We start from the raw sequence: 23,253 nt of genomic DNA on the forward strand, positions 1-23,253 counted from the left end.
GCCCAAATGATGGGCAATCTTGTTTTTACCACGGTTGCAATCCTCTCAATGCATAATCTACCAAACGGTTGATTAACTGGCTAAATGTTTTCTCGGGAAAAGGGTATATTGTTTCTCCATTTGGACCTTTATAAGACTCACTAACACTGAAATTGTACGGTCTTGGATCATCTCCTTCATCCAAATAAATAAAACTAAAGATTGCCCCGTCATAAGAATCCAATACAACATAAGGACGATTAATAGAAAGGTTATTTTTCCTCATTTACTTTTCGTAATACTTCTTTAGTGCGATCCATTCGCTTCCGTCTTGTCCAATGCCTTCGTGGTCAAATCCTAAACTATTGAATTCTCCTCCCAAAAATAAATATTCTCTTAATGCCTTTGGAAAGGGTATTCCATTATTAAGTTTTTGCTCAAGTTCTTCTATTTTATCTAAAGAAAAACCTCTTGATTTTCTATTCCAAAATGAGGAATTAGCTTCCATTGTTTTTAAATATTGTATTTCCATTATTTATTTTTTAGGTTTTCGAACAACCGTACCCTTCCTTACATAGTTTCGTCTTCGTAAATAATAATTCCATTTTCTTATTTAGAATGGTCAGTTTTTCTACTTTTTCAAATTGCCATTTTTGTCATAAACTTTGGTTGTGTTTGGAACGGGTATATTATTATGGATTTGATATTCCATTTCTAAATTTCCGTTTTCATAATAGTCTCTTATCCAACCTTCCAAATATCCATTCTGATATTCATTTTCACCAGAAAGCCATCCTTCATCTTCATAAATCTGGCAAATACCTGTAAAAGGTTTACCTTTGTATAAAAGAATTTCACTTCCTCCGAAATCAAATCCTCCGTGTTCTAAATCTTCATATTTTATTTTTAAAGCCATAATATTTTTATTTTAAAGTTCAATAAATGTAACAAAAGTTGTTAAAAAATGACAATGAGCACATGGTGGTTGAACACCTTCCCTAGCTAAAAACCTATTATATCCTGTAATTTTCTTAAATATTTCATCTCCTTGCTTACCTAGCGGATCTACATTTTTCAACAAAGCATCCAGTGCACGTATTTCTCCATGAGAAGCTTGTATACCAGCTCTGTCAGCATCCAGACGGTCTGCATGTAAACCTTCTTTAAAATGTTTATTATGATATTCAAAACGTTTTTTAAGAGTAATATGCATATCATCTAAAAAATTTTGGTAAATACTCGGTGTTCCATTTTTATCGAGAACATATCTTCCAAATTCCTCAGAAAATTCACCTAATTCATCTATATCTCCCTTTCTATAGAAATTATGTGCAGTAAAGGTTTTAGAAATATTTTCTCCATCTTTATGAGTCATGCCACATACCATAACGAATTTTTTTCTTTCATTCTTAGAAAATTCGTTTATTAATTCTTCCACATATTTATTTACAGCTTTTACTGTTTGCTTGCCTTCTTTTCCAAAATAAAGAAGTGCCTTTGCCTCATCAACTAAATTGGCTAGCTTTCTCCCAACATACTTTTGCTTATATGCATTTCTAAAATCTTTTTGAGTTTCTGCTAATTCATAAATATATGTTTTTGCAGTACTTTTCCCTGAAGAATTAGTTATATTTTCTATTTTTTTTGAAAAAAGTCTAATCGCATCACCAGTTCCTTCAAAAATATTGTCATTACCATATTGTACAATAAAACCTTCAGGTGTTGCAAGTGCTTTTGCTCCTTTTAATCGATCATCAATGTTTCTTATAATGGTTAATCCCAACTCTTCAAGAAGTTCTAAAGTGGCTTTTCCTATTTTATATTTGGTACGAAACCAATTTTTAATGTCTTGAGCAATAAATCCTCTTAGCTTCTTCCCTTGTAAAATTACCTCATCAATATCATGCGCTTCTTCCGCCAAATCCTCTACTTTAGCGCCATTTTTAGCACCCTGCAAAAGTTCTTCAACAAATTTAATAAATCCTTTGAAGCCTTTAGCACAGGCTTTAAAAAAAGAAAACCCACTTCTAATGTACAGTAGGAAATGGGTTTATAAAAATATCAGTCTTCAAAATTTTCCCAAGATTGGGGACCAATAATATCTACTAAATGATAATCCTTTTCATCAAAACGAGCACTATAGAAAGCGTCTCCGCCATAAGTTTGATCTGAGATAGAAACCCTATATGAAACTATATGAAAGTTTCTAATTTTTCTATGAATAGTGCCTCCCTCCCTTAAGCCTAAATACTCAATAGAATCTTCGTAATATTGTCTATTGTTTTCTTTCAAGAACTTTTCTAATTTCTTTTCTAATTTTTTTTCTATCATAATTTTAATTTTTTGGGATTGGTATATTTCTTTTTTCTAATTTTAAAACTATCTGTCCATCAAAATATTGAAAGGCATGCCCGAAGGGCGGTGTAGATAATTCCTGCTCGTTCAAATTAAATTTTTTTGCATTTTCTACTAACTTATCATACACATATTTTTCTCGTTTGTAAATATGTTGCCAATTTTCTACTGTATAATCATCTTCTTTCGTATCTTTTAAAGGAGCATGCTTTACATATTCATCAAAGCTAATTAAGTGCATTTCTTCCGCATGGAAAGATTCATGTAACATAAAATATTCTGTGACATTGTCTTTATACTTTATGGTATTAGTATTTGGGTCAAATAGTGCCAAAATATGAGGTTTGTCAAAACTCTCTACCTTTTGAAGCTTAGTGCCAAATTTCTTTTTTAAAATCTTAGCCCAGTCTTCAATATCGGTTTCGGACAATATTTTTCCACCATATAATCCTTCTCCTTCAATATTATTTGACGAGTGTTTGCCTTTTTTCTTTCCTTTTACAATCACCTCCTCAATATCATGCGCTTCTTCAGCTAAATCCTCTGCCTTTGCGCCATTTTTAGCACCCTGCAAAAGTTCTTCAACAAATTTAATAAATCCTTTGAAGCCTTTAGCACAGGCTTTTGCAAATCTAAAGATAAGCTTTCCAAGCCCAAGCAACAAATCTGTAATACCAAATGTTACTGCTGAGAACGTTTCTCTGGTGAGAACCCAAAGCAGACTGGATGCTTTCTCTACATAAGTAGCTCCTTTTATGATGTTACCTGCCCCTTCAGTGAAAATCAGAAGTAAAATATTGATGATGAACTCAAAGGCAATAACTCCTGTATAAAATGCTATTGTATAACGGGATGCATTATTCCAATATCCTTTTAACTCATCAAATATACCCTGAAAATCATCTTGGGAAATACCTCCACTGGAACTAAACAGGTTTTTAACCCCTTCTAAAAAAACAGATACATTTTCATGTGCCCAATCCAATACATCTTCTGCTTTTTCCAAAAGGTCTCTTCTTTCCAGATACTGCTGGTAAGAAAATGTAGTGGCAGGCTGCAAAAGAAACTCCAAAATATACAAAATACATTGTACCAAACCTACTAAACCATTTATTACTCCACAATTAAAAGCATTAAGAATTTTCAAGAATTCAATTCCTTTCTCTGCCAAATCTGTAACGGTGTCTTTAATTTCTGAAAGAAAGGTTTTAATAGAATTGATAATTCCGGTAATTTTGGTTACCAATTTTTTGAAGGAATCTGGCAAGTGTTCTATAGAAGCGTCTTTCACTTTACTTGCAGATTGAATCACCAGTTCCCATACTTGGCTAAAAGCAGTCTCTACCCCCTGTACAAATGGGTTGCTGCCCAAATCTTCAAAAAATTCTGCTGCCTTGTTCATATTTACAGGAACTGCGACTCCTGTAAAAACAGGAATCAGAGGGGAGTAATCTTTAGAAGCGGGGTCATAATTTTTTTCATTAGGTTTAAAGTCTTCCAGTTGCTTGGCACACCACCCAATAGCATCAGCAGGAATGGAAGAGATATCTCCTATAATTTCTTCGAACCTCCTGTCACCGGTATAAAACTGATATTCTCTCATTAAAGCATCCCGAACAAGAGTTGCATTAATCTTATCTCCCTCATAAGTATAAGCCAGTTGTGCCAAATAACCTGCCTCATCTTCCATAGAAGTAATATTTTTAAAAAACTTTCCTCCTATTTTGGCAGGTAAAGGTTCCGGAAACTGCTTAAAAAGGCTTACAAAATAATCTCCCATTTTAGCAGCATAGAAGTCCCCTGCAAAGTTGGATTTGTTAGAATTAGGCTTTTCATAAAATAGGAAAAGGCTTTGTGGTTCTCGCTTGTTGGTATTGTAGCTTCCCAATACCTGTGAACCGTTTTCACAGGGCAAAACTTCTGCTCTGTATTCGTATCCTTTCTTTCCGGTTTCATCTATCCCGGTTGAAGGGAAAATAGATACAGGCTCGTCTGTGAGATAAGAATACCCTAAAGGTGTATTTCTGTAATCGTGAAACTTGCTCCTAAATTCTGGAGAATCATCCTTATTGATTAGAGTATTTTCAAAAGCATTCTTATTTTCAGCAACTCCTTTATTTGCCTCTTCAAAAGTAATCGTTTTAAATTGGGAAAGATCCCCAAATTCATCGTCAAAATCTTCCATAATCTTTGTGTTCTTTCAATTAATATTTGTTTAAATGTTTCTGAAAACAAAGCTAAAGCTTGGCTGCGCCAAAATTTGACGTGTTATTTTTTTGTTTATAAAAAAAATCAGGACAGTTAATAAAACTACCTGATTTTATTTTTTCTAAATTTTTGATGAAAATAGCTAAAATTTTCAACAAATTATCTAAAGATTTGCCTGAAATACTTAAAACTTTAGTTAAAAAACCTAAACGGAATGTAATAAGACTTAAACAGAACGTAGAAAGGCTTAATCAGGTCTTTTGTTCACCTTAACGTTTAGGTTTTGAGTTTTTACTTATACTATATTACTTTATTTTTCGCCTTCAGGCATATTATTTTTTGCTGTTCTTGGGAAAAACTGTTTCAGGTCTGCTACTTTTTCTGCAAAGCCAATTACTTCTCTTCCTTTTTTGTATTGAGAGTATGCATAATCGTCTAATGCATCATTATAATTATCGTAATCGTGTAAAATCTTGGTACTTTCCATTTGATATACCAAACTGGCTAATCTTTCTTTTCTAGTTTCTAAGAAAGTTCTTGCCTGATAATCGCTTTCAAATTCATCCCAGTCTACATCATCTGCACTCAACTGAGGTTGGTTCATTTTATAATCTCTCACTTTGTTCACAAAAAGTTTGTTCTGCTCATTTATGGTTCCGTAAAGTTTTCTTTGTTCGGCATTTAAAGCAGCCAGTTTTCCCTGAAATAAGGCTTCTAATTCAACAATTTTGGCATCTATTTGTGTTTTTAAATCGTTGGTAAGTTGTGTCTGAATAACGTTTTTCATAATTTATAAATTTTTGTTCAAATGTATTAAAAATCAATTAATTTTTAACAAAATCATTATAATTTTAAAAAATAACAGTTTTTATTAATTTTTTATTGTGAAATAATTAAATTTTAAATATTTTAAACTTAATATTGATATGAATAGAAAATTATACTCACTTGCTGTAATTTTATAATACGCTTTCATGGATCTGAAGTTTTCGGGAGCAGATTGTGTTTCTAAAACAATTGCAAAAAGTAAATTTCCCCCATAGTTTTTCCCTGAACCTCACCATTAATCTTATCGATTACAAAAAGTAACTAATGCAGTTTATTAGTCTTATCTTTGTTGTGTAAAAATTTAAAATAATGAATCGACAAAAGTTTTATGAAATGCTTTTGTCTAAACAGAATATCCCGATATGAAAAATTTTGAAATATCAGTATTGGATCTTGCCCCTGTAAAGCAGGGAAAAACTGTTCATGATACTTTTCAGGACAGTTTATCATTAGCCAGTCATGCTGAACATTTAGATTATAAAAGATTCTGGCTTGCCGAACATCACAATATGGAAAGCATTGCCAGTTCTGCAACCTCCGTTCTGATTGGTTTTATCGCCAACGGAACAAAAAAAATAAGAGTCGGTTCCGGAGGAATTATGCTTCCGAACCACAGTTCATTAGTCATTGCCGAACAATTCGGAACCCTTGAATCCCTATTTCCCGGAAGAATCGATCTTGGTTTGGGAAGAGCTCCTGGCACAGATGGTTTAACCGCTCAGGCTTTAGGAAGAAATCCTGCAATGATTAACCAGCAGTTTCCAAGACAGATTTTAGAATTACAGAAATATTTTTCCAAAGAAAACCGTGATGCTTTGGTTCGTGCAATTCCGGGAGAGGGACTGGATATTCCGATGTATATTTTAGGTTCGAGTACAGACAGTGCTTTTTTGGCAGCAGAATTGGGACTTCCGTATGCTTTTGCGGGGCATTTTGCGCCGGAGCAGATGGAAATGGCTTTCAATATTTACAGGGAACATTTTGAACCGTCAAAATATTTAGATAAACCTTACATCATTGCCTGTGTAAACGGAGTTGCAGCAGAAACTTCGGAAGAAGCTCATAAAATGTCAACAACATTGTTTCAGGCTTTTATTAATATTATACGAAACGACAGAAGACCTTTTGCACCGCCGGTTGATGATATGGACGACATCTGGTCGCCCATGGAAAAATCTATGGTTTTGCAGAAACTGAGATATACTTTTATCGGAAATCAGAGTGAAATTGAAGAGAAGCTGAAAAGTTTTCAGGAAAAATTTAATGTGGATGAACTGATGATTAATTCCCACATTTACGATCATCAGAAAAGACTGGAATCATACAGTATTTTCAGAAAAGCCAGAAACTCCGTATTTAACGAATAATAAAGAATTTATAATATTGGGAGATGCATATTTTTATAAGTATCTTTGCACAAATTTAAAAAGTAAAAATGTCTGATATTAAGTTAAATACTATTCCAGAGGCAATAGAAGACCTTAAAAATGGTAAAATAATCATAGTAGTGGATGATGAAGACAGAGAAAATGAAGGCGATTTTCTTTGTGCGGCAGAGCTTACAACACCGGAAATTATCAACTTTATGGCGCTTCACGGAAGAGGGCTTATCTGTATGCCGCTTCCTGAAAAAAGATGTGATGAGCTTGGTCTTGAAGTAATGGTAAGCCGAAGCAGCGATCCGAAAGAAACCGCTTTCACGGTGTCTGTAGACCTTTTAGGAAACGGAACTTCTACCGGAATTTCTGCAAGCGACAGAGCAAAAACCATTCTGGCTTTGATGGATGAAAAATCCAAGCCGACAGATTTTATGCGTCCCGGTCATATTTTCCCATTGAGAGCAAGAAAAGGGGGTGTTCTGAAAAGAGCAGGACACACAGAAGCTGCGATAGATTTAACTTGTCTTGCCGGTCTTAAAGAAGGAGGGGTAATCTGTGAAATCATGAATGAAGACGGTTCTATGTCGCGTTTGCCGGAGCTTTATGCTTTTGCACAGAAACACGATATGAAAATTGTTTCCATTGAAGATCTAATTCATTATCAGCTTAAAAAAGGAAATCTTATTGAGAGAATTGAAGAAAGAAAAGTAAAAACGGCTTACGGAGATTACGATTTCTTCGCTTTCAGAGAAACTTCCAACGATCAGATCCATTTTGCTTTAACCAAAGGTTCTTGGACGGTTGATGAGCCTGTTTTGGTAAGAGTTCAGTCATCAGATTCTTATTTTGATGTGTTAACGAGATTAAATAACGGCGAAAAACCTCAGTTGGAAAAAGTAACCTCAATGGTTAACGAAGCAGGAAAAGGAGCCATTGTTTTCATTAATAATGTTTCAAGCTCTGAAAATACATTAAGAAAGCTTCAGCAGTTCCTGAATTATCAGGACGGACAACAGCAGCATCCTACTTTAGCGTTCAATTACAGAGATTACGGTATCGGAACACAGATTCTTAAAAATCTCGGAATTAATAAATTTAAAGTAATCACCCAGAATCCTAATGTAAAACCGCAGGTTGGCGGATATGACGTTGAGGTAACGGAAATGGTGCAACTATAACTTTGAATGGTCAATTGTGAATTAACCTTGTTGTCAATTTTTTGATACATTTTAAATTCACTTGCGAAGCAAATCGACAATTCACATTTCACATAAAAAATGGCTTGAGAAATCAAGCCATTTTTATTTCGTCGAAATTTCTGAAACCGTTCAGAAAATCTTTGATGTTCATTCTCTTTTTTCCTTCAAGCTGTAATTCTGATGGAAAATATTCTCCGTCTTGGGTGTAGATTTTAAATTCATTTTTAGAAATTTCCAGACTTCCGGCTGTTTTTCCATGATCTGAAATTTCAAATTTTCCACCGAAAATTTTAAGTCCTTTTTCTTCTTCGCCTATCTTTAAAGTGGTGAAAGCTGCAGGATAAGGAGACATACCCAAAATAAACTGATGAATTTCTTTCGAATTTTTCGTCCAGTCGATTCTTGTATCTTCTTTAAAAATTTTAAACGCATTTTTTGGATGCTCAACTTTCGGCTGTGGTTTTTCGGTGATTGAATTTTCTGCCAATCCGTCTAATGTTCTTACCACAAGCTCAGAGCCCATTTCCATGAGTCTGTCGTGAAGGCTTCCCGCATTTTCATCCGGTAAAATAGGGAGTTCTTCCTGAAGGAGAATATTTCCTTCATCTATTTTTTCATTGATAAAAAAGGTTGTAGCTCCGGATTTTTCTTCTCCGTTGATAATTGCGTAATTGATCGGCGCTGCTCCTCTGTAATCAGGAAGTAAGGAAGCATGAAGGTTGAAAGTTCCCATTTTTGGCATTTCAAACAAAACTTTCGGCATCATTCTGAAAGCGACCACCACAAAAACATCGGCTTCCAGTTTTCTCAATTCCTCTAAAAATTCGGGATTTCTCAGTTTTTCAGGCTGAAAAACAGGAAGATTATTTTCTACGGCAAAAACTTTTACCGGAGACTGATTGATTTTCTGTCCGCGTCCGCTCGCTTTATCCGCAACCGTTACAACGCCCACAACTTCGTGATGAGAATGATGAATGGCTTCCAGAGATGCTTTGGCAAATTCCGGAGTTCCTAAAAATACAACTTTCAATGATTTCATAGTGCAAAGATAAGGTCTTTGATGAAGGATTGAAAGATTTGATTTTAAAATTGAGAGTTGATATCAGAAAAATGTCATACTGAACTCAACGAAGTATCTCAGTTAAAATGCCAATTCCGTTATTTTTAAGAGATGAGAAAAGATCTTACGCCAAAGCATACGTTCTGAAATTCAGCATTTTTACTTTTCCGGTATCCAGCAGAAAAATTAAATTTTCCAGAATATTCTCTTTGGAATGATAGCTGAGCTGAATAGAAAGTTCTTCAATCGTTGCCGGTCTTTTACTCAGCAAATTGAGGATCTGCTGGGAAATGTTTTTACCGAAAATCGACTGTTTGTTTCGTTCACATACCGAACATTGCCCGCAGTTTTTAGCATTTTTTTCACCAAAATAGTTCAAAATGAGCTTCATTTTACAGTATTTATCATCTTCGATGTAAAATTTCATTTCTTCCCACTTCTGGATTTTATTTTTCTGAATATGTTCAAAAAGTTTCCAGTACACAGAGCTGTTTAATCTTTCATCTCTTGGTTTCAGAAATTTTACGCTTGTTAAAGCACCGTCAATATATTCCACATAGCCTTTTTGCTGAAGTTCTTTTAATCGTTCTTTTATTAATTCGACACTGGATCCGATTTTTCCGCTTACCTGCTGTTCGCTGAACATCACTTTATGCGTAGTAATCCCGGAAATCGTACGAAGCATGAGTTCTAAAAAATAGGCGTCTTTTCTGGGCAACTGATCAATTTCATGGGCTTCCATCAATAACTGAAGCGATGAAAGACTTTTATGTTCGTTGAAATAAATTATTTCCTGATTGTGAAGAAAATTGAGAACATTTCTGATCTTCGCATTCGAAAGTTTCGTGAAATTATAAATTCCGTTGATATTCAGTTGAAAAACTTTTTCCGGAAGCTCAAATTCGGCAACCTGAAAAATAGAGTAGAGGTAGGTAACGATTTTTAGAAATTCAGCTTTATTGGGAATCTGGTTTTTTAAAATCTGATCAAAATTTAAAATTTCCTGCTTATTCCAAAGCAGAAATGCGAAACTTTCTTTTCCGTCTCTTCCGGAACGCCCGATTTCCTGATAATAATTTTCAATGGAAGGAGCAGGAGAGTAGTGAAGTACAAAGCGTACATTGTCTTTATCAATTCCCATCCCGAATGCATTGGTGGAAATTAAGACATGATTATTGCTTCTGTTCCAAATTTCCTGTTTTGTATTTTTTTCTTTTGTGGATAAACCAGCGTGAAAATAATCTACATTTTTAAGCTGATTTTTTTTCAGAAATTCACTGAGGAGTTCGGCTTCTTTTCTTGTTCTCACATAAACAATTCCTGCTTCATTCGAGAATTTTAAAATATCATATACTTTCTGAAATTTATCCGAAACTTCTTCCATGAAAATTTTGATGTTGTCTCTTTTAAAACTTTTCTGAAAAACCTGCGGATTTTTTAGTTCCAGTTTTAATTTTATTTCCTCCAAAACTTTTGGCGTAGCAGTTGCCGTTAAAGCCAGACATGGAATTTTAGGGTTATTTTTTCTGAATTCTTTGATATTCTGATAACTCGGTCGGAAATCCTGTCCCCATTCTGAGATACAGTGCGCTTCATCGACCGCGATGAAAGACAGTTCGATTTCTTCAATATTCTGCAAAAACTGTTTATTGGTGATTCTTTCAGGAGAGACATACAGCATTTTTGTCAGTCCTTCTTTGCATCGGTCATAGATATTTTCAGCATCATATTCATCCAGTTCCGAAGACAGATATTCGGCTTCGATTCCTCTTGATTTTAATTGATTTACCTGATCTTTCATCAATGCCAGTAAAGGGGAAATTATAAGACAGGTTCCTTCCTTTAACAAGGCGGGAAGCTGATAACAAAGAGATTTTCCGGCTCCTGTAGGCAACAGGACAAGAGTATCTTTTTCATTAATGACAGAATCTATAATTGCTTCCTGAGAATCGCGAAAACCATCATACCCCCAAAAATGTTTCAGGGTTTTAAATTTTAGCTTTTGAAAATCTTGCTGAGAAATCATAGGATAAAAGTAATAAAAGTATTCTGACAAAAAAAGCCACGCAATGCATGGCTTTTATATATTTAATAATAAATTTTTATTATTTAGCTTCGAAGTAAACTCTTCTGTTTGCTCTGTTTTTCCATTCAGGACATTTCGTAGCAGGGTCGCATTCAGGATATTTAAGGTCTTTTTCACCTCTACCTACTGCGTTAAGTTTACCAGACTGAACTCCGTTTTTAATTAAATAATCTTTTACGTTGTTCGCTCTTCTTTCAGAAAGTTTTTGGTTGTATGCATCAGAAGCTCTTGTATCTGTTGCTCCAACTACTGTGTAAGATCCATTAGAAGAATTAATGTAATTTACAGCGTTGTTAAGAATTGGAGTGTTAGAAGGTAAAATTCTGTCTGAATTCAGATCAAATTCAATTCCATCTAATTTTGTCTCTTTTTCATCAACTGGTCCAACCGGAGTAGGAGCTGTTGTAGGGCAACCTTGGTTTTCCACTGGTCCCGGAACGGTTACACACTTATCGTATAGATCAATAACACCGTCAAGATCAGTATCAAGAGCTACACCTGCACCGTCCACTCTTGCACCTGCAGGAGTATCAAGCTGTCTGTCCCAATCGTCGCAAACACCATCGTTATCAAGATCTCCTTTTTTACAAACTTCGATATCCTGGTTTTTGTTAGCTAAAACATCTAATTTATAGTAGATCTCCTGAAGTGGATCGTGCCACATTAAGTGAGATTCGTGTTTTCCAAGTTTTAAAGAAACCCCTAAAGTAGCGTTGAAGAAGTTATCAGAAACCTGCTCTTCACGTTGGTTGATCGTGCTGTATTTGTCTCCTCCACCGTCAAATTCATCATCACCGGTAACGGCATACATTACTCTACCTTCGATATCGATTCTTCTGTTTACTTTAAATTTCACACCGGCACCTGCCTGAGCAAACATAGATCCAAGTTGAAACGGCTTAATTTCCGTTACCAGTCTTTGCCCTTTATCATCTTTCTGATAAGCTCTGTAGGCTAAAGTTCCGATACCTGCATATCCATGCAAAGCCCATCTGTAAGGAGAATGGTTATCCACTCTTCTGAATAGGTTTGAGAAGTTAATGTCTCCTAATAATGAGATTGCATCATATTGCGTTCTTGCAGCTACACGTTGATACGCTGAAGCATCAGAAGGCGCAGAATCTTTTGTATTAAACCATCCCTGTCTCGTTTCTCCTCTGTCGTATTGTAAATTAAGACCAAAAGCGTGAGTAATGGCTTTATCAATACTTACATATGCAGAATAACCAAAAAGGTTTTTACCGTTTCCGCTTTTTATAGATGTTAAGTCTGCAGATTGAACTAATGGTACACCAGCACCGAAAGAGATTGCCCAATCGTTAAATCTTTTAGATTTATTGGTAAACGGGGAAACATTTGCAGAGCCCGAAGAAAACGTATTTGGATATTGCCCGTTTGAAACTACTGCAGTTGAGTCCTGTGCAAAGGCAACTGTAGGAACAGTAAGTGCTAATGCAACAATTGCTAAACTTAATTTCATAGTGTATTTTTTATTTAGTTAATTAAATGATTTAGTTATAATTATTTGGCTGTAGTAGGACAACCTTGATTTTCTACCGGTCCGGGAACCGTTACACACTTATCGTATAAATCGATTACTCCATCCAGATCCATATCTAAAGCAACTCCGGCTCCGTCTACTCTTGCTCCTGCAGGAGTATCAAGCTGTCTGTCCCAATCGTCGCAAACACCGTCGTTATCAAGATCACCTTTTTCACATACTACAAGTTCTGTGCTTTTGTTTTCCAGAACATTGGTTCTGTAATATGCTTCCTGTAAAGGATCGTGCCAAGCCAGATGAGAATTGTGTTTTCCTAGTTTGAAAGAAACACCTAAGTTAACTGTCCACGCATTATCAGATCTTCTTTTATCAAGCATATTATACTTTGATACTTTAGAAGTAACATCATAATCTGCAGGACCTGCGTTACCACCACCGTCGAATTCGTCGTCTCCACTGATGATATACATTGTTCTTGCTTCAATGTCGATAAGTTTTGAAACTTTATATTTCAAACCTGCACCAAGCTGATAATAAATTGAGTTGATGTCTAACTTTTGGTTAATGAATAACGGAATTCTTGCAGGAGTAGTGCTCCATCTGAATTCATTATTATCATATAAAGAAGTATTGAAATTCATTAAACCAACACCTGCATAACCATGCAATGCCCATCTGTAAGGAGAATGATTGTCTACTCTTCTTAAAAGATTAGAAAAGTTAACATCTCCCATTAAAGCAATCTGGTTATATTTCGTTTTGGCTTCTGCCACTCCGGCAGCTACACCTGCAGCTCCTTCAAGCTGTCCTCTCTGATTTGTTTCTCCTCTCTGATAAATAAGACTGATTCCTACAACATGGGTAATCTGTTTGTCTAAACTCACATATGAATTGTAGCCCCAGTTGATTTTTTTATCTGTAATAGACTTCAGATCGGAGTGAACCATAAATGCAGCACCTCCACCTACTGATACAGACCAGTCGTTGAATCTTTTTGCTTTTGTGTCGAAAGGTTGAACATTGGCAGAACCTGAAGAAAATGTATTGGGATACTTATCATTTGAAGTAACAGCTATACTATCTTGTGCGTAAGCAGCAATAGGCAACGTAGCCAATAATAATAAACCTAATTTCATACAATATGTTTTATGTTTTATTTGATAAAATTTCTTAATAATGTTTTTGAAAATTCTCTTTCAAAAAGATGCTTTTTGTGAGGGATTTCCAATCTTTCTGAGACAAATTTTAGTTCATTATAGGTAACGATATCTATGTCTATTACTCTATCAGAATATCCTCCTGAAGCTTTAGAATCGTTAGCTCTTCCCATTTCTTTTTCAATACTTTTAACAAAATCAAGTAGTTGAATAGGCGAAAGACGAGTAAACATTATCAGTGCAATATTACAAAAAATATTAGAACTGGCAAATTCTACGGGCTCGGATATTAAAAATTCACTCAATTTTAATATTTCATTTCCACCGCTTTGCAGTTTTTCTATAGCGGTTTCAAGATTTTTTTTTTGATCTCCAAGATTACTTCCGAGTAACAAAACGACTTTATGTTGCGACATATTGTAAAATGATTGATTTATGAAAAGCTTTTTTAAAAATGTACTGGCAAATATAGTGGCTATTGTCATTTTAGGTGCTGTGTTTTTCTTCTTTTTTATCATCATGCTGGTGTTCAGCGCAATGGGAAGTGAGAAATCTGTGGTTGTAAAGAAAAATTCTGTCCTTACGATTAATTTAAAAACCAATATAATAGACAGTCCTACAGAAGAGCAGAAAGGACTTTTTAATATTAGTGAACAGACAAAAAATGTGTTGATTTATGATGCTATTGAAGCCATCGAAAAAGCAAAAACCGATGATAATATTAAAGGAATAAGCATTGAAGCCGATTATTTAAATGCAGGAATTACCCAGATCGATGATCTCAGAAATGCTATTCAGGATTTTAAAAAGAGCGGGAAATTTGTTTATGCTTATGGAAATACGGTTTCTCAGGCAGCTTATTATTTAGGATCGGTTGCAGATCAGTATTATCTTAATCCTTCCGGAATGATCGAGCTTAAAGGTTTGGCAACAGAAGTCGCTTTTTATAAAGATTTTGCCGACAAATACGGAATCGGGATTGAAGTTATCCGTCACGGAAAATTTAAATCTGCGGTTGAACCTTTTTTAAGAAATGATATTTCTCCGGAAAATAAAGAGCAATTAAGCACACTTTTAAATGATATCTGGAAAAACACTTCTTCAAGAATGGCGGTTTCAAGAAAAATAGATACGGCACAGTTCAGAACGGTGGTCGACAGTTTGTACGGAATGATTCCTGATTTAAGTTTAAAATATAAACTGGCGGACAAATTAATTCAGAAAACAGAATACGATCAATTAATTAAATCGAAATTAAATTTAGCAGGAGACGATAAGCTGAATAAAATTTCTTTAGGAAAATATATTGCTTCTTATTCTGATGATGAAAAATCGGGAGACAGAGTAGCGGTTTTGTATGCTTCAGGTTCTATTAACGGAGGAGACGATTATAACGATATCCATTCCGAGAAATATATTAAATACATTAAAGAGCTTCAGGATAACGATAAAGTAAAGGCGGTTGTTTTCAGAATTAATTCTCCGGGAGGAAGTGCAAATGCTTCGGATGAGATTTTATTTGAACTTCAGCAGTTGAAAAAGAAAAAACCGTTAATTGTTTCCTTTGGAGATTATGCCGCTTCAGGAGGATATTACATTGCAATGGCGGCAGATAAAATTTATTCTGAACCAAACACGCTTACAGGATCTATCGGCGTTTTCGGAGTGATTCCTTATTTCAAAGATATTGCCAATAAAAACGGAATCCGTTCCGATATTGTTTCTACCAATGCCAATTCCCAATATTATTCTTCTTTAAACGGAGTTACGCCTTACGGAGTAAGCTTAATTACAAGAAGCGTGGAAGGTACTTATAAAAGATTCGTGCATTTTGTAACGCAGAACAGAAAACAGACTTTTGAACAGATCGACAGTGTAGGAGGAGGAAGAGTTTGGAGCGGAACCAGAGCCAAACAAATCGGTCTTGTAGATGAATTGGGAACATTGAATGATGCTGTGAAATTTGCTGCACAGAAAGCTGGTTTAAAGTCTTACGCAGTTTCTTCTTATCCTAAAAGCATGACGCCTTTCGAGCAGATTTTTAAAGATCTTAATGAAGAGGATATCTCTGCAAGAGTGGTGAAGAATAAAATCGGAAAAGCAAATTATGAACTTTTAGAGCAGATCGTAGAAGAAAGAAAGCTGCAGTCTGAAGTTAAAATGGAAATGCCTTACCAGATCAAAATCAACTAACTAAATTATATATTGTACAAAGAAACGGCGGATTTGAATTTCAAATCCGCCGTTTTAATTTTTTATTGCTAATTAAACTTAGCTTTTTTTCGTAAGCATTCCGTAAATCCACAGAACAATTAAAGCGCCTCCGATAGCCAAGATCCAGCTTCTGAAGTTCCAGAAAGAATCTACATCTCCCCAGTGAAGAAGGTAAACCCCTATTGAACCTCCTATAAAGGCTCCTACGATTCCTAAAATCATAGTAATAAGAATTCCGCCCCCTTGTTTTCCAGGCATGATTGCTTTAGCAAGTGCTCCGGCTAACAGTCCGAAAATAATCCATGTTATAAATCCCATAGTTGCATTTTTTAATGTTAATATTTATGTTTAGTTCATTAATAATGTTGGGAAAACATGATTTTTTACATCATCTTTTCTTGAAAAAAGAATCTACAAACTCCGTACCATTAAATAACTGCAAATCCTGCATCTTCTCTCCAACGCCTATATATTTTACAGGAATCTGGAACTGGTCTGAAATTCCGATAACAACGCCTCCTTTCGCTGTTCCGTCAAGTTTGGTTACCGCTAAAGCATTTACTTCCGTAGCGGCTGTAAACTGTTTTGCCTGTTCAAAAGCATTCTGCCCGGTAGAACCGTCAAGAACCAGTAAAATCTCATGAGGCGCATCCGGAATAACCTTCTGCATTACTCTCTTGATTTTAGAAAGCTCATTCATTAAATTGATCTTGTTGTGAAGTCTTCCTGCCGTATCAATAATAACCACGTCTGCATTTTGGGCAACGGCACTCTGTACCGTATCAAAAGCAACGGAAGCCGGATCTGAGCCCATCTCCTGCTTTACGATAGGAACTCCGACTCTCTGGCTCCAGATTACCAGTTGATCCACCGCAGCGGCTCTGAATGTATCTGCCGCGCCTAAAACCACTTTTTTTCCTTCTGAAGTAAACTGATGTGCCAGTTTTCCGATGGTGGTTGTTTTTCCTACGCCGTTTACACCAACAACCATAATGACGTAAGGCTTTTTGGAAGTGTCGATATTTCCTGTTCCTGCGTGTGGATTTTCAAGCAGAAGACCTGAGATTTCTTCACGAAGGATTTTATCAAGTTCGTTTACACCAACGTATTTGTCTCTCGCAACACGTTCTTCTATTCTTTCTATAATTTTGATGGTGGTAGATGCGCCGACGTCGGATGCAATGAGTACTTCTTCAAGATCATCAAGAACTTCATCATCTACTTTGCTTTTGCCGACTACGGCTTTCGTCATTTTTTCAAAGAAACCCTGGCTGGATTTTTCCAATCCTTTATCTAACGTTTCTTTTTCTTCTTTTTTAAAAATATTCTTAAACCAACTCATCTTATGAATTATGGAATTTTATGTTGTAATGATGGAAGCGGGAGATGGAGGATTAAAGTTTACAATCTTACTTTACAATAATACGTAATAAACTTCAGGCATCCAGCTTGTAACTTCCAGATTAGATTAAAAGCAAAGATAACAAAAAAACTACCCAAAATATGAGTAGTTTTTTATATTGTAAATAAAGTGGAGATTATTTTTTCAAATAACCGTCAACTTCGTCTGCATTCATTACTTTTTCTTCGAAAACGTAAGCTCCTGATTTTGGAGACTTCACCATTTTCACCACTTTGGTCATTTTTTTAGACCCGGTTTGTAGGGTTGCTACTACTTTCTTTGCCATGGTAAATTATATTTTATAAATTACTTGATTTCTTTGTGAACTGTAACTTTCTTAAGAACAGGATTGTATTTTTTCAATTCCAATCTCTCTGTAGTGTTCTTTTTATTTTTTGTAGAAATGTATCTAGACATTCCTGGCATACCGCTTTCTTTGTGCTCTGTACATTCAAGGATTACTTGAACTCTATTTCCTTTTTTTGCCATGATTTAGTTCTTTTTTATCAATCCGTTTCTAGTAGCTCTTTCAATAGCTTCCTCGATTCCAATCTTGTTAATCACTCTCAATCCATGAGCTGATACTTTCAGTGTTACGTGCTTATCCTGCTCCGGAAGGTAAAATTTCTTCTCTAATAAGTTAATTTCAAAACGACGCTTCGTTTTGTTATTAGCGTGAGAAACGTTGTTACCAACCATTGCACGCTTTCCTGTTATTTGGCAAATTCTTGACATATCTCGATGTTCTTATTTGTACTATAATATTTGAGTGTGCAAAATAACAAAGAATTTTTCAGATAGACAAATGTTTTACAAAATTATTTATAAATAACTTATACATTAATCGTTCAGATTTTATGTTAATCTCACTCTCAGTACGTGTTGGCTTCAGGAATGATATATTTCATATTCCCGAAATAATAATTTTTAAGCCTTTTTTGTCTTTCTCTGAAACCAGCGGATTAAAAAATAAAACAGCAGAAATCCTAAAGCAAAAACGGAGAATCTCGACAGAAGATCTCCTGATCTTGTATAAAAAGTCATCCCGTCATAAAGGTTTATTTTAGAAAATAAAGCGGTTTTATCGCCGTAAAAAGTATCTTCCATGATTTCCCCTTTCGCATTAATATGAGCGGAAATTCCGCTGTTTGCAGCTCTTGCGATTTCTCTTCGGGTTTCAATAGCTCTTAATTTTGCGTAGGAAAGAAGCTGTTTATGCCCTTCTGTAACACCCCACCATGAATCGTTCGTCATGATGGCTAAAAAGTTCGCCCCTTTTTTTACATATTCTCCCGTAAATTCACCATAAATACTTTCATAACAGATGATAGGGGCAATTTTTCCTTTGTTGAAAGGATTTGAAAATGCAACCCTTTCTTTATCGGTTCCCAAAGAAGCAACTGTTCCTCCCAGATTAATCATTGCATCACCCAGAAGTGGCTTCAAATAATTCATATAAGGGAAAATTTCCACACCCGGAACCAGCTTTCCTTTATGATACACTTCTACTTTCTGATTCGGAATAACCTGCACCGCCGAATTGAAACTTTCCACCCAAAGTCCTGTGTGAATCTGATACGCTTCTTTTGGCAGATTGTTTTCATTTGTAAAAAAACGATGCGAAGAAATTCCTGTTGCAAAAACCGAACCCGGATGTTTGGCTAAAAACCCTTTAAGATTGTTTAAAATAACACTCTTTTCAAAAGCGGTTTCCGAAATAGAACCTCTTCCCGGAAGCGCAGTTTCGGGCGCGATGTAATAGTCTATTTTTGTTTTGGAATTTCTTTCTGCTAGGTTTAGAAGATCGTTTTCAATCGTTAAGCTGTCCTGCGTGTATTTTTCTGCATACGGATCCAGATCAGGCTGAAGCATCAGAACATTAACGCTTCCGATGGGTTTTTCATCAAAATTATTATATTTCACCACAGAAATAATCATCGGAATAATGATTAAAGCGGCAACAATGGATGTGTTTTTAATGAGTTCTTTTCTTTTTCTCCCTGCTTCCCAGATTCTTACAGTGTAGAAAATCAATACATTAATGAGCAGGATCCAGAAACTTCCGCCGGTTGCTCCTAAAGTATCGTACCACTGGATAAGTTTAGGATAATCGGAAAAAACATTTCCCAGATTCAGCCATGGCCACGTTAATTCCCATCCCAAATGGAACTTTTCAAAACTCATCCAGATCGCGATCAGAAATCCTAATCCCCAATATGTTCCCTGTGCATTTTTGTACCAGTGATAGCATTGGAAAACCAATGAATACAGGAAAGAATTGACCAATACCGGAAATACAACCGCCATCATAGAATGGCTTCCGTCCGGATTTTTTGAACCATAAAGCCATCCTGTTGTTACCACATTCCAAATCACAAAACAGAGGTAGGAAAGTCCGAAAACCACCCAGCTTTTTCTGTTGTAATCTGAAAATTTAGACACGCCGTGTTCCATCATCAAAAGCGGGACAAGCGCAAAAAATATAAAAAACGGAACGCCGTAAGTAGGCCACGAAACGGACAAAAGCATCGCTGAAATGAGCGTAAGTAAAACGTATTTCATTAAATTGATTTAACATACAAATTTAATGTTTTTGAAATGAATAAATTTGCAAACGATGTTAAAGAAATTTTATAAAATCATTATTGTTCCTTACACCCTGTTTTTGCTGTACCTCATGTTTTTCGGGATGGGCAGAACGCAGATGGAAGATAATCTGTTAACCATAGAGCCGATATTTTCTACCATCAATTTCATTAAAGGATGTATTTCATGGAAAGAAATCGTGACCATTGTTGCGGGAAATGTGGTGATGTTTATTCCTTTCGGATTTCTCGGCTGGATTTTTCCCAGACTTCAGGATTTACAGAATCTCCTTTTTACGTTTATTTCGGCAATTACCATTGTGGAAGCAATTCAGTACTTTTCCAGAATGGGGATTTTTGAAGTGGATGATATTATTCTGAATACTTTTGGTGTATTTCTAGGCTTTTTAATGAAGAATTTTATCGAAAAACGATTTCCAAACGGGATAGTTTGAAATATTTAAGAATACATCAACAGGAATGGGTTTTTAGTTCATTATAATGATGAAAAAAACTCAGTTCGGATAAGAAATAAGTTTAAATAATTGATTTGTAGTATTGTATTAATTTATCGCAAAAAAAACAAAAGATTTTTTTAAATTATTAAAAGTTGATAAGCTAAACAAAGGCACTTCGTTTATTTAAAAAAAGACAAAAATGGTATTACTTTGATAAGTTTTACGTGTTTGTATATCTTAAAAACTGAATTCCTGATAATTGAATCTCTTTGTTTAACCTTGCGGTTAAGAAGACTTATCCCGAACTTAGGTTAAAAAAAGAAAATCGGCTTTAGCCAAAACGTAGCATAAATTCTGACTAAAGTCGATTTTTATTTATCCTCTGAAAAAGTCTGATTATCCATTCAGTTCCTTCGCACGTTTTTCTGCACTCAGAATTCCGCCCTTCAGAATTTCCTTTAAATTATTTTCATTGAAGGATTTCAGGGCAGCTTCAGTGGTTCCGCCTTTGGAAGCCACATCTTTTATGAGTTCTTCCAGACTTTTATCCGAATTGTTGATTAAATGATACGCTCCCAACATCGTCTGTTTTACAAAAAGCTGGGAAAGATTTTCTTCGATTCCCATTTCTACGCCTGCTTTTATCATCGCATCGATAATGTAGTAAAAATAAGCAGGTCCGCTCCCCGAAAGCGCCGTAACACTGTCCAACAATTCTTCATTTTCCAGATAAACAGATCTTCCGGTAGAATTTAATAGTCTCTCAATACTAATTAACTGGCTGAAAGAAATTCCTTCCGCAGAAGTGTAGCCTGTAATTCCCATTCCGAGAAGAGTAGGAGAGTTGGGCATGGCTCTTACAACCAAAGGATGATTTAATAATTTCTGAATTTTCTCGATTTTAATTCCTGCCATAATTGATAAAACCATCTGGTTTTCTTTTAACTGAAACCGGAAATTTTCCGCTACGTGCTGAAAATCCTGAGGTTTTACGGCGATGATAATTAAATCTGCGTCCAGATCATTCACTTCATCGAAAGTAGAGATCTTAGACTTTGGGAATTCTTCCGAAATTTTTGAAAATTTAGACTGGTTTCTTGTAATTAAATGAAGGTTTTCAGGCTTTATCAGTTCGTATTTCAAAAAAGACTTTGAAAAGGATAAGCCCATATTTCCGGCTCCGAGAATTGCTATTTTCATATTTGTGTGTTTTTATTATTCTGATAATTAGTTCTAAAGTTAGTAAAATTGTTTAAAATCACGAAAATCACAACAGGTTGGATTTTAAATAGTTTTTGTGATTAATTTTTATAACAAATTGAAAGGTCTTTTTGGAAATGTTTTTAAATAATATTCACCTCCCTTTCCAGTTCAATCCCGAATTTTTCTTTTACAGAATTAATAATCTCCGTCGAAAAATCAAAAATTTCCTTTCCGGTTGCGTTTCCGGTTGCGTTAACGATGACCAGAGCCTGCAACTTGTGAGAGGCAACATTTCCTATTTGTTTTCCTTTCCAGCCGGATTGTTCAATCAGCCATCCTGCAGGAACTTTTACAGAATTTCCGTTCGGATATCCCGGAATATTTTCAAATTTCTGCTGTAATGCTTCAAACTGAGCCAAAGGAATCGAGGGATTTTTAAAGAAACTTCCCGCATTTCCTGTTTCTTTCGGATCAGGTAATTTGCTTTGCCGGATATTGATAACCGCTCTGGAAACATCCTGAATCGTAGGATTTTCAATACCTGAACTTTCAAGTTCAGACTGTATCGCGCCGTACTCTGTTTTGATCTTATGATTTCGGAAGGTAAGTCTGAACGAAACTTCTAAAATCACATATTTTCCTTTTCCTTCCTGCTTAAAAATTGAGTCTCTGTACCCGAATCTGCATTTTTCAAGATCAAAAGTTTCAATTTCCAGAGTTTCAAGATTTAAAACCTTGCAGTCATAAAAAACATCTTTAATTTCCGTTCCGTAAGCTCCGATATTCTGCATCGGCGAAGTTCCTACGTTCCCAGGAATTAAAGAAAGGTTTTCCAGTCCTCCAAAATTCTTATCCAGACAGAACATCACGAATTCGTGCCAGTTTTCGCCTGCTTTTGCGGTAACCAAAACTTCGTTCTCATTTACAGGCAGCACAGAAATTCCTTTCAGGTTTAATTTAATCACCAATCCGTCAAAATCTTTTGTAAATAAAACATTGCTTCCGCCTCCTAAAAATAAAGTAGTAAGCGAATGAGAATTGGAGAAACTAATGGCTTCTTTCAGTTCTTCAACGGTAAGTATTTCGGTGAAATATCTTGCTTTTACATCTACCCCGAAAGTATTGTATGGCTTTAGTGAATAATTTTCGTGCATTGTTTTAGTTATATTCTGTTGGAAGAAGGGCGTTAATCTGGTCTTTTAATTTCTGAAGCTGTTGATAATAAATAGTATCTGAATACGAATTTACATAAACGTGGTATTTTTTCGGTGTTCTGATCTGGAAAGTTTCATCAAATCCGTCAACCGGCTGTTTGCTGGGAGAGCTTTCGATTTTGTCTAATGTTTTTACATTAAGAGACGCCGTTACTCTTTTCCAGATTTGCGGGGTTATTGCAGATTTCCATTCTTTGTGGATTTTCTTTGCTGAAATTCCCTGTTCTGCAAAAACAGAATCTTTGTTAATTTTTACGATTTTGTAATTTCCGAGATCCCCGCCAATATCCGAATAGCTTATTGAAATAATTTCGTTGGCGTTTCCGGAATAATTTTCTTCCTTTTTGCGGTTACATGAAAAAAATATCAGCAATAAAATAAATAGTGAGAACAATTTCAAACTATGATATTTTATTGCTGACATA

At 35.4% G+C, this 23,253-nt stretch carries 25 protein-coding genes; 4 read left to right on the forward strand and 21 right to left on the reverse strand.

What is annotated here, in order from left to right:
* Positions 1-25: 25 nt before the first annotated feature.
* The 7 genes from B0E34_RS20060 to B0E34_RS20090 all read right to left on the reverse strand — a co-directional run bounded on the left by B0E34_RS20060 (position 26) and on the right by B0E34_RS20090 (position 5,329).
* Positions 26-265 carry a hypothetical protein gene (locus B0E34_RS20060; RefSeq protein WP_087712347.1) on the reverse strand — a complete coding sequence of 80 codons (240 nt, stop codon included), beginning with the start codon at positions 263-265 and terminating at the stop codon, positions 26-28.
* Positions 266-511: a hypothetical protein gene (locus B0E34_RS20065; RefSeq protein ID WP_087712348.1), complete on the reverse strand. Its 246-nt coding sequence runs from the start codon at positions 509-511 to the stop codon at positions 266-268. It abuts the gene before it with no gap.
* A gap of 99 nt (positions 512-610) precedes the next feature.
* A complete protein-coding gene (locus B0E34_RS20070) occupies positions 611-895 on the reverse strand; it encodes a toxin-antitoxin system YwqK family antitoxin (protein WP_087712349.1) in 285 nt (94 codons plus the stop codon).
* 12 nt (positions 896-907) lie between these two features.
* Positions 908-1,936, reverse strand: a complete 1,029-nt coding sequence (locus B0E34_RS20075) for a hypothetical protein (RefSeq protein ID WP_087712350.1) — start codon at positions 1,934-1,936, stop codon at positions 908-910.
* 104 nt (positions 1,937-2,040) lie between these two features.
* Entirely contained in the window at positions 2,041-2,310 is a 270-nt protein-coding gene (locus B0E34_RS20080; RefSeq protein ID WP_087712351.1) for a hypothetical protein, read from the reverse strand.
* Between the two features lie 4 nt (positions 2,311-2,314).
* The gene (locus tag B0E34_RS20085) at positions 2,315-4,519 is read right to left on the reverse strand and encodes a hypothetical protein (protein WP_087712352.1); all 2,205 of its coding nucleotides are present in this window, start codon (positions 4,517-4,519) and stop codon (positions 2,315-2,317) included.
* 333 nt (positions 4,520-4,852) lie between these two features.
* Positions 4,853-5,329 carry a hypothetical protein gene (locus tag B0E34_RS20090; protein WP_087712353.1) on the reverse strand — a complete coding sequence of 159 codons (477 nt, stop codon included), beginning with the start codon at positions 5,327-5,329 and terminating at the stop codon, positions 4,853-4,855.
* Between the two features lie 403 nt (positions 5,330-5,732).
* Between B0E34_RS20090 and B0E34_RS20095 the strand changes: the two genes are divergently transcribed.
* Together B0E34_RS20095 and ribB are read left to right on the forward strand one after the other, a co-directional pair.
* Positions 5,733-6,737, forward strand: coding sequence for an LLM class flavin-dependent oxidoreductase (locus tag B0E34_RS20095; RefSeq protein ID WP_087712354.1), 1,005 nt, complete (start codon positions 5,733-5,735; stop codon positions 6,735-6,737).
* A 68-nt stretch (positions 6,738-6,805) separates the two neighbouring features.
* The gene (gene ribB / locus B0E34_RS20100) at positions 6,806-7,927 is read left to right on the forward strand and encodes a 3,4-dihydroxy-2-butanone-4-phosphate synthase (RefSeq protein WP_087712355.1); all 1,122 of its coding nucleotides are present in this window, start codon (positions 6,806-6,808) and stop codon (positions 7,925-7,927) included.
* A gap of 112 nt (positions 7,928-8,039) precedes the next feature.
* Here ribB and fmt read toward each other — a convergent pair whose 3' ends face one another.
* The 5 genes from fmt to folK form a co-directional block, all read right to left on the reverse strand.
* Positions 8,040-8,987, reverse strand: a complete 948-nt coding sequence (gene fmt / locus B0E34_RS20105) for a methionyl-tRNA formyltransferase (RefSeq protein WP_087712356.1) — start codon at positions 8,985-8,987, stop codon at positions 8,040-8,042.
* A gap of 145 nt (positions 8,988-9,132) precedes the next feature.
* Positions 9,133-11,034 (reverse strand): RecQ family ATP-dependent DNA helicase, encoded by a 1,902-nt coding sequence (locus tag B0E34_RS20110; protein WP_087712357.1) that lies wholly within the window; start codon positions 11,032-11,034, stop codon positions 9,133-9,135.
* Positions 11,035-11,113: 79 nt separating this feature from the next.
* Positions 11,114-12,574 (reverse strand): OmpA family protein, encoded by a 1,461-nt coding sequence (locus tag B0E34_RS20115; protein ID WP_087712358.1) that lies wholly within the window; start codon positions 12,572-12,574, stop codon positions 11,114-11,116.
* 41 nt (positions 12,575-12,615) lie between these two features.
* A complete protein-coding gene (locus B0E34_RS20120) occupies positions 12,616-13,731 on the reverse strand; it encodes an outer membrane beta-barrel protein (protein ID WP_087712359.1) in 1,116 nt (371 codons plus the stop codon).
* A 17-nt stretch (positions 13,732-13,748) separates the two neighbouring features.
* The gene (folK, locus tag B0E34_RS20125) at positions 13,749-14,168 is read right to left on the reverse strand and encodes a 2-amino-4-hydroxy-6-hydroxymethyldihydropteridine diphosphokinase (RefSeq protein ID WP_087712360.1); all 420 of its coding nucleotides are present in this window, start codon (positions 14,166-14,168) and stop codon (positions 13,749-13,751) included.
* A 19-nt stretch (positions 14,169-14,187) separates the two neighbouring features.
* Between folK and sppA the strand changes: the two genes are divergently transcribed.
* Positions 14,188-15,945, forward strand: a complete 1,758-nt coding sequence (sppA, locus tag B0E34_RS20130) for a signal peptide peptidase SppA (RefSeq protein ID WP_087712361.1) — start codon at positions 14,188-14,190, stop codon at positions 15,943-15,945.
* Positions 15,946-16,023: 78 nt separating this feature from the next.
* On the opposite strand, the gene B0E34_RS20135 is transcribed toward sppA, so the two are convergent.
* From B0E34_RS20135 to lnt, 6 genes are all read right to left on the reverse strand, one after another.
* A complete protein-coding gene (locus tag B0E34_RS20135) occupies positions 16,024-16,284 on the reverse strand; it encodes a GlsB/YeaQ/YmgE family stress response membrane protein (RefSeq protein ID WP_087712362.1) in 261 nt (86 codons plus the stop codon).
* 70 nt (positions 16,285-16,354) lie between these two features.
* Positions 16,355-17,308: a signal recognition particle-docking protein FtsY gene (gene ftsY / locus B0E34_RS20140; protein WP_087712363.1), complete on the reverse strand. Its 954-nt coding sequence runs from the start codon at positions 17,306-17,308 to the stop codon at positions 16,355-16,357.
* A 196-nt stretch (positions 17,309-17,504) separates the two neighbouring features.
* Complete coding sequence (locus B0E34_RS20145) at positions 17,505-17,654, reverse strand: DUF4295 family protein (RefSeq protein ID WP_087712364.1); 150 nt, start codon at positions 17,652-17,654, stop codon at positions 17,505-17,507.
* Positions 17,655-17,674: 20 nt separating this feature from the next.
* Entirely contained in the window at positions 17,675-17,857 is a 183-nt protein-coding gene (gene rpmG, locus B0E34_RS20150) for a 50S ribosomal protein L33 (RefSeq protein WP_027379950.1), read from the reverse strand.
* A gap of 3 nt (positions 17,858-17,860) precedes the next feature.
* Positions 17,861-18,103, reverse strand: a complete 243-nt coding sequence (rpmB, locus tag B0E34_RS20155; RefSeq protein WP_002976757.1) for a 50S ribosomal protein L28 — start codon at positions 18,101-18,103, stop codon at positions 17,861-17,863.
* Positions 18,104-18,295: 192 nt separating this feature from the next.
* Positions 18,296-19,930: an apolipoprotein N-acyltransferase gene (lnt, locus tag B0E34_RS20160; protein ID WP_087712365.1), complete on the reverse strand. Its 1,635-nt coding sequence runs from the start codon at positions 19,928-19,930 to the stop codon at positions 18,296-18,298.
* 55 nt (positions 19,931-19,985) lie between these two features.
* On the opposite strand from lnt, the gene B0E34_RS20165 reads away from it, so the two are divergent.
* The gene (locus B0E34_RS20165; protein WP_087712366.1) at positions 19,986-20,408 is read left to right on the forward strand and encodes a VanZ family protein; all 423 of its coding nucleotides are present in this window, start codon (positions 19,986-19,988) and stop codon (positions 20,406-20,408) included.
* Positions 20,409-20,807: 399 nt separating this feature from the next.
* On the opposite strand, the gene proC is transcribed toward B0E34_RS20165, so the two are convergent.
* The 3 genes from proC to B0E34_RS20180 all read right to left on the reverse strand — a co-directional run bounded on the left by proC (position 20,808) and on the right by B0E34_RS20180 (position 23,252).
* Positions 20,808-21,611 (reverse strand): pyrroline-5-carboxylate reductase, encoded by an 804-nt coding sequence (proC, locus tag B0E34_RS20170; RefSeq protein WP_087712367.1) that lies wholly within the window; start codon positions 21,609-21,611, stop codon positions 20,808-20,810.
* Positions 21,612-21,754: 143 nt separating this feature from the next.
* Positions 21,755-22,768 carry a UDP-N-acetylmuramate dehydrogenase gene (gene murB, locus B0E34_RS20175; protein ID WP_087712368.1) on the reverse strand — a complete coding sequence of 338 codons (1,014 nt, stop codon included), beginning with the start codon at positions 22,766-22,768 and terminating at the stop codon, positions 21,755-21,757.
* Between the two features lie 4 nt (positions 22,769-22,772).
* Positions 22,773-23,252 carry a hypothetical protein gene (locus B0E34_RS20180; protein WP_087712369.1) on the reverse strand — a complete coding sequence of 160 codons (480 nt, stop codon included), beginning with the start codon at positions 23,250-23,252 and terminating at the stop codon, positions 22,773-22,775.
* Position 23,253 lies beyond the last annotated feature (1 nt).

It is taken from the genome of Chryseobacterium mucoviscidosis (assembly GCF_002177115.1).
GTDB lineage: Bacteria > Bacteroidota > Bacteroidia > Flavobacteriales > Weeksellaceae > Chryseobacterium > Chryseobacterium mucoviscidosis.